Source organism: Janthinobacterium sp. PSPC3-1, from assembly GCF_049896105.1.
In the GTDB taxonomy this organism is placed as follows: Bacteria; Pseudomonadota; Gammaproteobacteria; order Burkholderiales; family Burkholderiaceae_D; genus Janthinobacterium.
Map to the genome: position 1 here is coordinate 182,206 of NZ_JAFCTQ010000001.1, position 11,540 is coordinate 193,745.

Below are 11,540 nucleotides of genomic sequence, written 5' to 3' on the forward strand. Positions count from 1 at the left end.
GCGGGCGACTGGGGTTTAACACGTTTTTCTGGCGTGCTTGTGGTTAAAACATGCTTGCTCCAGTAGCGCTACAATGCCCCATCGCCGGGCATGTCCGGCAGCTTTGATGAGCACCTATGAAATCCACCCGGCAAGACTTTCCCGGCGCGCATGGCCATCTGCTGGCGGCACGGCTCGATGCGCCCGATGGCGCAATCCGCGCCCATGCGCTGTTTGCCCACTGTTTTACCTGCGGCAAGGATGTGCTGGCCGCGCGGCGCATCGCGCAAGGCTTGACCGAACACGGCATCGCCGTGCTGCGCTTTGACTTCACGGGACTGGGTGCCAGTGAAGGTGAATTTGCCGCCACCAATTTTTCCTCGAACGTCGATGATTTGGTGGCCGCCGCCGATTTCTTGCGCGCAAAGCATGCTGCGCCGCAATTGCTGATCGGTCATAGCCTGGGTGGCGCGGCCGTGCTGGCCGCCGCCGCGCAAGTGCCGGAAGCCACGGCCGTGGTGACCCTGGCCGCACCGAGCACGCCCGCCTACGTGACGCGCATGTTCAGCGCCCACCTGGACCAGATCGCCGCTGATGGCGAAGCGCTGGTGCAGCTGCAAGGGCGGCCGTTTCGCATCCGCCAGCAATTCGTCGACGATGCGGGCAGTCACAGCCTGAAGGAATGCATCGCCGGCCTGCGCCGCGCCTTGCTGGTGATGCATGCGCCGAACGACACCACCGTCAGCCTGTCGAACGCGATGGATATTTTCACGGCCGCGAAACACCCGAAAAGCTTTGTCTCGCTCGACGACGCCGACCATCTGTTGACGGGGCGCGACGATGCGGCCTATGTCGCCAACGTGATCGCGGCCTGGAGCGCGCGCTATCTGGCGCAGCCTGGAACGCCATGAAAAACGCCGCACCGGCATATAGCGGGTGCGGCGTAGTGGAGAGGTAAAAACTTACTCGTCGTCGAATTCGGCGGACAAATCTTTCCAGCCTTTACTTGCAGCAAAAGCGGAAAACTCTTCCGGTGCTTCGAGCACGATCAGTTTCTTGTCTTGCAGGCCCAGGTCGCCATGGCCGAAGTCGGGACCGACGTAGCCGAGGCTGCGCAGGCGCGCCAGGATATGGCCGACCAGGGTCTTGTCTTTATAAGCACCCGCTTCGAGCGGGGCGGAAAAATCGACATACACGTCGATGATGCCGTAGCCTTCGTCGAAGATGCGGATGGCCTTGATGTCGTGGGCACGGCCGGAGCCGTCGGTGGCCTTGAAAGGGCCGCTGAGCTGGATGTCGGTGTCATTGTTCATGGTGTCAGCATACACCAAATCAATCAGACTTTGGGCAAGGCCATGCCGCGCTGCACGGCCGGGCGTTCGCCGACCAGTGTCAGCCAGCGCTGCAGCGCCGGGCTCGTTTCGATTTGCGTGCCCAGCGCGCCCTTGAGGCGTTCTTCGGCGGCGCGCACCCACGGGTAGGCGGCGATATCGGCAATCGTGTACTCGCTGCCGGCCAGATAGGGCGCGGTGGTCAGCTGTTTTTCCATTACGTTGAGCAATCTTTCGGCTTCTTCGCGGAAACGTTTTAACGCTTGTTCCGATTTTTCCTCGGCGCGCTCGAAATAGCCCAGCTGGCCCAGCATCGGACCCAGGCCGCCGATTTGCCAGCTCAGCCATTCCAGGGCCTTGTAGCGGGCAGGGCCCGACGGCGCCAGGAAACGCTGGTGTTTTTCCGCCAGGTAGATCAGGATGGCCGCGCTTTCAAACAGCGGCAGCGCGCCGCCCTCGGCGTCCTCGTCGACGATGGCGGGAATCTTGTTGTTGGGCGAAATGGCCAGGAACTCCGCCGTGAATTGCTGGCGCTCGCCGATATTCACCGCCTCGATGCGGTAGGGAATGCTCAATTCCTCGAGCAGGATGGTGGGCTTGCGGCCGTTGGGCGTGGTCCAGGTGTAGAGCGTGATCATGATTTCTCCTTGGTGGAATACTGCGCCATCTTAAAACGGCACCGCGCCGGCCAGCGCGCGTTAGCCTTATTTCAACGCTTGCAGGATGGTGCCCAGGCGATCCGGCGTGCCGGGAATCCGTTCCAGCTGCGGATATTTCAGGCCGCCGTGATAGTCGAGCGCCACGGTCTGGAACTGCTTGCCCTTTTTCACCAGCAAGTTGATCGGCTCGCTGCCGTCCCTGGCGGCCTTGATCGCCGCTTTCAGCAGCTTGGGCGTGTAGGCCGTGCCATTGACGGCCAGCAAGGTCGTGTTGCCCGACAAGCCGGCCTTGAAGGCGGGGCCGTCCCACAGCAGCCGGCCCAGCTTGCCATCCTTGTCGATCACCACGCCCAGCGAATACGTCAGGTCGGTGCTTTTGGCACGCTCTTCATCGGCCTTCAGGAAAGCCGTGGGGGTATCGCGGTAGACCAGCTTCCAGCCGGCGCGCGCCAGGCCATCGAGCGGCGCGCCGGGGCCGTGGCCTTCCACGCGGCTGCGCAGGAAGGTGGCCCAGTCGTAGGGCTGCACCTTGTTGAGCGCCGCCACCACATCCTCGAAGGTGTAGGGCAGCGGCGTGGTGCTGCCGTCGTTGACGCCAAAAAAGGCGCGCGCGAAATCGTCCAGCGAACGGCGCTCGCGCGACAGTTCGCGGATCAGGGTGTCGACGTCGAGCCAGACCAGCGCGCCCTCCATGTAGTAATCCTCATCGCGCTGCCAGCTGCTCCAGCCCTGCGGGCGGCGGCCATTGATGATGGGATCGTTGGTGGTGTCGCCCATGCTGCGCCAGCTGCGCCCTGGCGCCACGTCGTAGCGCGCGGCGGTGGCGGCGAACAGGTCGCGCATGTGGGCCGGGTCGACCAGGCCGGAACGGGCCGCCAGCACATTGCCCCAGTACTGGGTCTGGCCTTCGTAGACCCACAGCAGGCTGTTTTGCAGCGGCGTGTTGAAGTCCGGCGTGTCCTGGCCGGCCGGGCGGCGGAACTTGCCGTTCCACGAGTGCGTCAGTTCATGCGGCAGCAGCACGCGCACCGGCGCGGTCTTGTCCCAGTCGCTGAAGTAGCCGGGCTTGACGCCGTTCTCGCTCGACTGCTGGTGCTCGCGGCCGATGCCGCCGAATTCATCGCTTTGCGCCAGCAGGAAATCGTAATGTTGGTAATGGCGCGAGGCGAACAGTTTATACGCCTGCTGCATCAGCGCGCGGTGCGGCGCGATCTGTTCCGGCGTCGCTTCCAGGCTGTCGGCGCTGTCGGCCACCAGGTTCAGGTGCACCGGGAACCGGGCGCCCGGGTCGAGGTCGATGCGCTTGAAATGGCGGCCGGCGAACAGGGGCGAGTCGACCAGGGTTTCCAGGTCCAGCGGCTTGAACGCCACCTGCTGGCCTTGTGGCGTGGCCGCCTGGCTTTGCACGGCCAGCGCGCTGCCGAACTGCCAGCCGGCCGGCAAGGTCAGATTGGGCTGCACGCTGATCTCGCGCGTGGGCTTGCCTGCCGGATACAGGGTCATGGCCTGCCACTGCACGCCCAGCATGTCACGGGTCATGGTGATGCGGCCCTGGTTCGCTTCGACCGGCGAGAGGAACTGGTACTGCGCTTCCACGGTCGATGCGCCGGCCGGCACGGTGACGTGGAACGCGAACATGTTGACCGGATCGCGCCGCCATTCCAGGGGCTGGCCATTGGCCGACAGGCGCAGGCCGGCGAGTTGATTGAGCGGGCCGCTGGGGCCGTGGTTGCCCGGTATCCATTGCGGGTACAGCAGGGTCAGCTCGCCGGGGGCGGCGGGTATCGACGCCTTGATCTGGAAAATCTGCTGCGCCACGTTGCTGGCGTCGACATTGAGCACGATGGGTGCGGTGGCCTGCGCATGGCAGGCAGTGGCGAACAGCAGGGCAAACAAGGGGCGGGGAGAAAAGGGCATGGATGGCAGGTAATTAAAGAAAGAGATCAGGAGCCGAGCAGGATAAAGCCGGCCCAGTAGAAAGGGTGGTCGCGCGACGCCCCGGCAGGGGAAGGCGCGGCCATGTCGAGCGGTGTCAGGCCGCGCCGCGCCAGGCCGCGCCTGGCTTGGATGGCGGCGCTTTGCCGGCCGGCCCGCAACTGGCGCAGCTGCGCCTGGCGCAAGGCTTGCGGCTTGCTTTTGCCTTGCGCCAGGGCGGCATAAAAGTCGCTCATCAGGGTGGCGGTCGACTGGTCCGACACGCGCCACAGGCTGGCCAACACATTGTGCGCGCCGCGCTGGCGCGCCAGCCAGGCCAGGCCTTCCAGTTCGCGGCCCGTGTCGTCGGTGCCGGCCGGTACGGCCGTCTCGCAAGCCGACAGGGTCAGCAGGTCCAGGCCGTCGAAGCGGTAGCGGCTGTCGCCCAGTTCGGCCAGGCTCAGTTTCTGGCCATCGCCCAGCAGCAGATAAGAATCCTGGCCGGCGCCCGAGCGCAGCACGAAGTGGCTGGCGATATGCACGCTGCTGTTGGCGGGCAGCGCCTGTTGCAGCGCGGCTTGCGTGAAATCGCCATCGAGATACAGGCGGCTGGGAATGCGCGCCGTCCGCTCAATGGTGTCGACGGCCTGCAGTTCGCGCCGCACGAAGGGGAGCGCGGGCAGTTCGCCGCTGGCGCCGGTCTGGCCGAACAGCGCCATCGATGGCGCGCGCGCCGGCGCCTGTTCCCCTGTGCCGGCGCTGGCCTGCAGCGAGACGGGCAGCCGTTCGACCAGCCAGCGGCGCCCGTCATGCAGCATGGCGAACGGCAGGTAGCGCAGCACGCCGCCCAGCCACAGCGACAGCGCAGTGGCGCCCGCCAGTTCCGCGCGCGCCGGCGCGATCAGCAGCGCATACAGCGCTTGCGCCTCGGCTTTGGCATCCAGGCCCGGGTCTTGCGCGCTGCGCCGCAGGCGGGCGATATGCCGGGCCAGTGCGCGCTCGTCGATGGCGACGTTGTAGACATGGGTCGCGGCACGCCCGCCACGGCGGGCGACGATGCGCAGGCGCTGGCCCGTCACCAGGTAAGTCAGGTGCAAGGTGCCGCGTTTCAAGGGCGCCGCTTGCATGCTGGCGGCGGCAAGGTCGCTTACGGTGGTGGCCGTTGGCGTCGATGGCAGCGCCAGCAGCGCCCGGCTTGCGGCATCGACCAGGCTGGCCATCGAGTCTTGCGCGGCCGCCAGTGCGGCATCGGCCTGCGGCGCGTTTTGCGCCTGCTGTTCGCGCGCCTGGGCCAGTGCCTGGGCGCCCGCGCGCAGGGCCGCACCGCTGGCGGCGAGCTGGCGCTGCCAGGCGCTTTCCACGCCCGTGTAGTCCAGGCGCGTGGTGCGCGGGTCGGCGCCGCTCCTCACCAGGCTGTGAAACTCGTCTTCGCGCACCATCGCCAGCACGGTTTCCGCTTCATGCAGGCGGCGCTGGTCGAGCAGGCGGTCGGCCAGCTGGCCGTAGGCGGCGCGCTTTTGCCGCACAAAGCCCAGGCGCAGCGCGACCGGCAAGCCGGCGGTCGCGCTGCGCGCCGTCTGCAGCGCATTGACGGCTTGCTTGCCCAGGAAAATGGCGGCGCCATCGGTTTCCAGCGCACCCAGCTGCGCCGCGGCGCGCGCTTCAAACAGCGTGTTGTCATTGGCCAGCGCGATGGCCAGCGCGCGCGCCGCCTGCTCGCGGGCCGTGGCCAGTTCGCCCGCGCGCGCCTGCAGGCCGGCCGCGTCCAGCAAGGCTTGCGCGCAAGCGGGATGCGACAGGCCGCGCGTGGCGGCCAGGTGCCGCGCCATGGCTGACGCCTCGCCGGCCAGCGCGGGCAGGCCGGCGGCATCGATCACTTCAGCGCGCGCCAGCAGATGTGCCTGGCGCACCGTGTCCAGCAGCTCTCTTGACGCGGGCGGCGTTTGCGCCAGGCGCGCTTCGAGTGCGCCCAGGATGGCGACGGCTTCTGCTTGCCGGCCCAGCGCGATCTGCGCCTGTGCACCCAGGAGCAGCGCTTCGGCCTCGTCGCCGGGCAGCGCCTGTGCGCCCGACATGGCCAGCCGCGCCGCCGCCTGCGCCGCGTCCAGCGCGTCCTGGTACTGGCCCAGCGCCAGCAGCGCGCCGCCCTGCGTCAGCTGGTGCAAGGCGCAGGCCGGGGCCGTGTCGCCCTGCACGCCGCGGCAGTGGCGCAGCGCCTCGCCGGCCGCCACTTCGGCGCGCCCCAGCTGGTTGTCGGCCAGCGCCGCTTGCGCCACATCCTGCCAGGCGTTGACGGTATGCGCATGGCGGTCGCCGAACAGCGCGCGGCGGATGCGCAGGCCGTCTTCGGCTTCCTGCAGCGCCTTGCCGCTTTCGCCCAGGCGCAAATGGATGCCGCTCAAACGGCTCAGGGCCACGCTGGCCTGCATCGAGTCAGGCCCCGCTCTGCGCACGGCGCTGGCCAGCGCGCGCTGGGCGAACGACAGCGCCTGCCGGTCGTTGCCGGCGAGGGTATGCCAGTTGGCCAGGTCGTTGACGCTGGTCTGCGTCTCGGTGCTGTCTTCGCCGAAGGCGCCCAGGCGGATGCGGTAGGCGCGCTCCAGGTAGGCCCGGGCTTCCTGCATGCGCCCCATGCGCAGCAGCAGCACGCCGACGTCGCGCATGCCCCAGGCGTGGTCGGTGCTGTTCTTGCCCGAGGTGCGTTCCCAGGTGTCCATCGCCTGCCGCGCATACGGCAGGCCGCGCGCATATTCCTTGGTCTGCAGCGCCACGCCGGATAAATTCGACAGGCTGGTGCCATACGACACCGTGTCCTTGCCGATCAGGCGCGCCTTGGCCGCCAGCGCGATATCGCCCCATTGCCAGGCCAGCTCGAAACGGCTCCACTGGCGGTACAGATACATCAATTCGCTCGGGTAGTACATGGCTTCGCGGCCCGGATCGCCATCGCCATCACCTAGCTTCTGGCGGATGGCCCAGCCTTCGAGCAGCGCCTGTTCGCTGTCGGCGTAGCGGTTGAGCATCTGCAGGCTCTGGCCCAGGCCCAGCAGGCTGCTGGCCACGCCGGCCTGGTCGCCCGCTTGCCGGCAAGCTTCCAGGGCGCGCTGGAACAGCGGCAGCGACACGGCCGGCCGCTCGGCCGCATTGGCATCGTTGGCCTGCGCCAGCCACGGCGCGATGGCGGCGCGGCAGCTGTCCGCAGCGATCGCCGTCATGGGGCAGGCCAGCAGCAGCGCGAGCAACAGGCGCTTCATGGCACCGACTTCCACGATACGCGCGCCAGCTGGGCCTGTTCGGGCGTGTCGGCTGGCGCAGGGATGGCGCCACCGCGCGTGCTTGCCGGCAGTGCCTCCAGGATGGCGAAGCGGCGCGGCGGGGCGCCATTGGCGGCCGGTGCGGCCACCAGTGCCAGCCACTCCACGCCATAGGCCGGGCCGCTGACGGCAAAGCTGCGTTCAAAAACGCTGATGCCATTGCCGATGGCCGGCGGCATGCGGTTGCTGTCGCCCGCCAGCGCCGGGTAGATGGCGGTGGCGGCGCCGTGCAGCGGCAAATGCGCCAGGCCCAGGTCGACCGATGCCGGACTCCGGTTTTCCACGCTGATGCGGATGCGCGTGCCGGCCGGCAGCGTGCCCAGGTCGCCATCGGCGAACGGCAACTGGCGCGGCGCCTGGCCCGGCAGGGTCAGTTCGATGCGCGCGTCCAGCAACGGCGCGCCCTGCGATGGCGGCAGCGCCAGCAGCGCGGCGATGCGTCCCGGTGGCGTGTGCGCCGGCGTGCGGCGCGCCCAGTTCGTGTTCGGCAGGGTTTGCGGACTGTCCGATAGTAGCCGGGAGCTGTTCCAGCCCACTTCACCGGCGCGCCAGCGTGCGCCGCCCGCCTCGAACAGATCGCCGCTGCGCACGCCGTCAAGCAGGCCATGCGGCAGCTTCCAGCCCTGCGCGTCGCGCTGCACCGGCCACAAGGGGGCGGTGTCGGCGGCGTCGCCCGCACGCCACAAGGGCGCGTCGAGCAAGCCCGCATATACGGGCGAAGGCCAGGCGGAGCGGGGCAGTTGATAGGACTGCAGCGCCGTGCGGTACTGCGCGCTGGCGTTGCCGGCCCAGGCCGCATAGGTGGCTGGCCGCGCCTGCAGGCCGGCGATCACGGCGCGCGTAAATAGTCCCGCCGCCTGGCCGGGGACGGCAACGCCGCGCGCCTCGGGCGTGCGTTGCTGGGCTTCGGCGGCAAAAAAGCCGACAAAGCGCGGACGGGCGCGGGCCGGCTCCGATTTTCGCTCCGATTCCCGCCCCGTTCCCGCTTCCTTGCTGGCGGCCTGGCGCCAGCCGATCTCGCCGGCCGACAGGCCGCGCCAGGTCAAACCGTCATCGCTGCGGGTGCCGGCCGCCGCATGGCAGGTATCGAACACGGCCACCACCTGCACCTGGCGCGCGGACAGCACATCGATGGCGCGCCCCAGTTCGGCGCTGCCGATGCCGCCGTCCAGCTGTTTTGAAGGGCCGAGGCGGCTGTCGCGCGTCAGCAGGCGGGTACGCCGGCTTTGCGCCACGGCGCCGGGATAGGCGGGCGCCAGCACGCTGTGGCCGGACCAGTACAGCAGCAGCACGTCATCCTTGCCCAGGGTTTTTTCCAGCTGCGCCAGGCGCGCCAGGATGGCCGCGCGCGTGGGCGCGGCATCGGCTTCTCCGCCATCGGCCAGGCTGGCGATATGGCGCTCGGCAAAGCCCTGCTGGCGCAGCGCGGCGCGCATGGCGGCCACGTCGCTGACGGGTCCGGCCAGCCAGGCGGCGCGCGGCAGGGCCGGCAGTTCGCCCACGCCGACCAGCAGCGCATGGCGCTCGCCGGCCAGCGCCGTGCCGCTGGCCAGGCAGTGGCATATCAGCCAGCACAGCGTGCGTTTCATGGATGGCGCAGTTCGATGGTGGCGACGATGGCGCCGTTCGCCTGCAGGCTGCGCAGCGCCGCCGGCGGGTCGGCTGCGTCCAGCAGATAGCTGCCGTCGGCCAGCGGACCGGCGACGATGCTGGCACCGGCCTGTGTCAATGCGGTGTTCATCTGCTCGACGGTGGCGCCGGGCGCGAAGCGCGCGCGCAGGGTTGCCGTACCCTGCGCTTCCATGCCGGGCAGGCTGCGCCATTGCAACTGATCGGCGGGATCGTGTGGCTGCCACAGCATCCAGGCTTGCGCCACGCAGAGGCTGGCCAGCGCCGTGATTGCCCATGGTGCCAGGGTAGGGAAGGTGGGCCAGCGCAGGCGGCGCCACCAGGCAAGCGGCCGCAGGCGCTGGTGCAATTGCGCCAGGCCCGCGTCGGGATCCATGGCGGCCGCTTCGGCGTCGAGCGCCTCGCGCAGCATGGCGCGCAGGCGTTGATCTTCCGGATCGATGGGGTCAGTCATGCCGGGCCTTCCTGTACCAGCCAGCGCTCCAGGCACTGGCGCAAATTGAGGCGGCCATGGAACAAGCGCGTCTTGACGGTGCCCGCCGGCGCCTGCTGGATGCGGGCGATATCGGCCACCGACAGGTCATCGATGGCCCACAGGGTCAGGCTTTCGCGCTGCATGGGATTGCGCAGCCGCCGCAGGCAGTCGAGGATGCCGTGGCGCCGCTGATGGCTCTCGTGCCGCGCCTGCGGCCCCGGGTCGTGTTCCTGTTCATCGAGCTGCGCCTGGTCGTAGCCATCGCGGTCGATCGATTCTTCGCGCGCCTGGCGCTTGCCGTGGCGGCGGATCTGGTCGATCGCCTTGTTGCGCGCCAGGGTCAGCAGCCAGGTGCCAAAGGCGACCCGGCCGTCGTAGCGCATCGGCGCGCGCCATACATCGTGGAACACGTCGACCGTGACTTCGTCGGCGATCGCATGCGCATCGAGTCCGCAGCCGGCCAGCTGCAGCCGCGCAAACACGCGCACGCGCGGCGACCAGGCGCGGTACAGCGCATCGAGCGCGCGCTGGTCGCCCGCTGCCATGGCGGCAAGCAGTTCGGCGGGATTGACGGGCAATGCGCTCATGGATAGTGGAAAAGGTGGGCGGTCAGGGACAGGCGGGCCGCTGGCGATTATATAGCACTGAAGAAACATTGCCCGGATGGTTGTCGCGGCATTGCCGGTCCGCTGCGCTCAAAAAAAATCTGCAAAAAGATTGAACCGGAGCGTGTCGGCCAGCGAACAAGGCAGTGAAGGGTCGCATGCGTGGCCCCGTCACCGGCAAGGGAGGTTCGATCATGAGACAGCAGGACACGATGTTACAAGATGGCGGCTGCGCCATGCAGCGCCTGACGCCCGCCGAGCGGGCGGTGGCCGCCATGGCCATGCATGGCACGCCCTACAAGACGATCGCCCGCACACTCGACAAATCACCGGCCACGGTGCGCAACCAGCTGCACATGATTTACCAGAAGCTGGGCGTGAGCAACCGCACCGCACTGTCCGGCGTATTGCTGTGCGACCCCTAAAGAAGTGGTCACCCTGGCATTTTCCTCATGGCGTGGCCGTGTGCTGCGTCTGTTTTACTTATCCATAGAAAGGTTTTTCATGTTTACACGTTTGACACAATCGGCCCTGCTGGCCACCATCGCCTTGATGGCCGGCTGCACCACGGTCACCTCCAATAACATCCGCGAAGTGAGCGAGCAGAATGTCAAAAGCTGCCGTTTCCTGGGCAATGTCAATGGCGCCGACGCCATCTTCGTGGGCCTGAGCTCATCCATCGGCAGCAAGAACGCCAAGGCCAAGGCCATCAATGCGGCCGTCGCGCTGAAGGCCACCGATGTGGTCTGGTCGCAACAGGGCACCAGCATGACCAATGAGTGGATCGGCAAGGCTTACGCCTGCCGTTGATGCGGGCGGGGCAGGATCAGTTATTTTTGGCACTGGGGCAAAAATCGCGTTTTTCAAGGCCTTGAAGGGCGCTTGATCGTCCTTAGATTGGTAGCAGGCGGATGCTCATCGTGAGGTCCGCCCCTCTTATCGCTTAACTTCAAAAGGATATTTATCATGCGACCATTTGACCTTGCTCCCCTGTATCGTTCCGCCATCGGCTTCGACCGCCTGGCCCAATTGCTCAACGAACAGCGCGCCGATGCGCAGCCGAGCTACCCTCCGTATAACATCGAACTGGTGTCGGAAGACAAATACCGCATCGTGATGGCGCTGGCCGGTTTCTCGCGCGGCGAGATCGACATCATCACCGAACGCGACTCGCTGCAAGTGACGGGCCGCAAGCAGAAAGATGGCGTCGAGCGCACCTTTTTGCACCGTGGCATCGCCGCCCGCGATTTCGAACAGCGCTTCCAGCTGGCCAACCATGTGAAGGTCACCGGCGCCACGTTTGAAAACGGCATGCTGACCATCGAACTGGTACGTGAAGTGCCGGAAGCGCTGAAACCGCGCAAGATCGAAATCGGCGCCGGCAGCGGCGAGGTGGTTGGCGACAATGTCAGCGCACTGGAACAGCGCCAGGCCGCCTGAGCCTTCAGCCTGGCCTGACAGGACGGAAGGATTCCCCATCCTTCTGATGCAGTAAAATACTGGCCGGTTGATCCGGCCAGTGTCACGTCCAGGCCTCCTGGAAAGACTGAATTAGACGATGCTTAAACGGCTGAAAAAGGACAGCACACCTGTTTCTCAATGGAAAAATGTTAAGCAGCGCCTAAGTCTGGTGG

Annotated in this window: 11 protein-coding genes; 4 read left to right on the forward strand and 7 right to left on the reverse strand. The window is 67.2% G+C overall.

Features of this window, described 5'->3' with window-relative positions; genetic code table 11:
- Positions 1 to 116 precede the first annotated feature (116 nt).
- Entirely contained in the window at positions 117 to 890 is a 774-nt protein-coding gene (locus ACP7B7_RS00875) for an alpha/beta hydrolase family protein (RefSeq protein ID WP_426075451.1), read from the forward strand.
- A 51-nt stretch (positions 891 to 941) separates the two neighbouring features.
- Here ACP7B7_RS00875 and ACP7B7_RS00880 read toward each other — a convergent pair whose 3' ends face one another.
- From ACP7B7_RS00880 to ACP7B7_RS00910, 7 genes are all read right to left on the reverse strand, one after another.
- Positions 942 to 1,292 carry a hypothetical protein gene (locus ACP7B7_RS00880; protein WP_065310711.1) on the reverse strand — a complete coding sequence of 117 codons (351 nt, stop codon included), beginning with the start codon at positions 1,290 to 1,292 and terminating at the stop codon, positions 942 to 944.
- Positions 1,293 to 1,315: 23 nt separating this feature from the next.
- Positions 1,316 to 1,948: a glutathione S-transferase family protein gene (locus tag ACP7B7_RS00885; RefSeq protein ID WP_426075452.1), complete on the reverse strand. Its 633-nt coding sequence runs from the start codon at positions 1,946 to 1,948 to the stop codon at positions 1,316 to 1,318.
- A gap of 66 nt (positions 1,949 to 2,014) precedes the next feature.
- Positions 2,015 to 3,886, reverse strand: coding sequence for a M61 family metallopeptidase (locus tag ACP7B7_RS00890; RefSeq protein WP_426075453.1), 1,872 nt, complete (start codon positions 3,884 to 3,886; stop codon positions 2,015 to 2,017).
- A 26-nt stretch (positions 3,887 to 3,912) separates the two neighbouring features.
- The gene (locus tag ACP7B7_RS00895; RefSeq protein ID WP_426075454.1) at positions 3,913 to 7,137 is read right to left on the reverse strand and encodes a CHAT domain-containing protein; all 3,225 of its coding nucleotides are present in this window, start codon (positions 7,135 to 7,137) and stop codon (positions 3,913 to 3,915) included.
- The gene (locus ACP7B7_RS00900; protein WP_426075455.1) at positions 7,134 to 8,786 is read right to left on the reverse strand and encodes a caspase family protein; all 1,653 of its coding nucleotides are present in this window, start codon (positions 8,784 to 8,786) and stop codon (positions 7,134 to 7,136) included. The genes ACP7B7_RS00895 and ACP7B7_RS00900 overlap by 4 nt, the downstream gene beginning before the upstream one ends.
- Positions 8,783 to 9,280, reverse strand: coding sequence for a hypothetical protein (locus ACP7B7_RS00905; protein ID WP_426075456.1), 498 nt, complete (start codon positions 9,278 to 9,280; stop codon positions 8,783 to 8,785). Before ACP7B7_RS00905 ends, ACP7B7_RS00900 begins: the two co-directional genes overlap by 4 nt.
- Positions 9,277 to 9,888, reverse strand: a complete 612-nt coding sequence (locus ACP7B7_RS00910; protein WP_426075457.1) for an RNA polymerase sigma factor — start codon at positions 9,886 to 9,888, stop codon at positions 9,277 to 9,279. Before ACP7B7_RS00910 ends, ACP7B7_RS00905 begins: the two co-directional genes overlap by 4 nt.
- A gap of 176 nt (positions 9,889 to 10,064) precedes the next feature.
- Here ACP7B7_RS00910 and ACP7B7_RS00915 point away from each other — a divergent pair, with 176 nt between their 5' ends.
- The 3 genes from ACP7B7_RS00915 to ACP7B7_RS00925 all read left to right on the forward strand — a co-directional run bounded on the left by ACP7B7_RS00915 (position 10,065) and on the right by ACP7B7_RS00925 (position 11,346).
- Positions 10,065 to 10,331, forward strand: a complete 267-nt coding sequence (locus tag ACP7B7_RS00915; RefSeq protein ID WP_426075458.1) for a helix-turn-helix transcriptional regulator — start codon at positions 10,065 to 10,067, stop codon at positions 10,329 to 10,331.
- Between the two features lie 79 nt (positions 10,332 to 10,410).
- Positions 10,411 to 10,716, forward strand: a complete 306-nt coding sequence (locus ACP7B7_RS00920) for a hypothetical protein (protein WP_426075459.1) — start codon at positions 10,411 to 10,413, stop codon at positions 10,714 to 10,716.
- Between the two features lie 156 nt (positions 10,717 to 10,872).
- Complete coding sequence (locus tag ACP7B7_RS00925; RefSeq protein WP_426075460.1) at positions 10,873 to 11,346, forward strand: Hsp20 family protein; 474 nt, start codon at positions 10,873 to 10,875, stop codon at positions 11,344 to 11,346.
- The last annotated feature ends 194 nt before the right edge of the window (positions 11,347 to 11,540 follow it).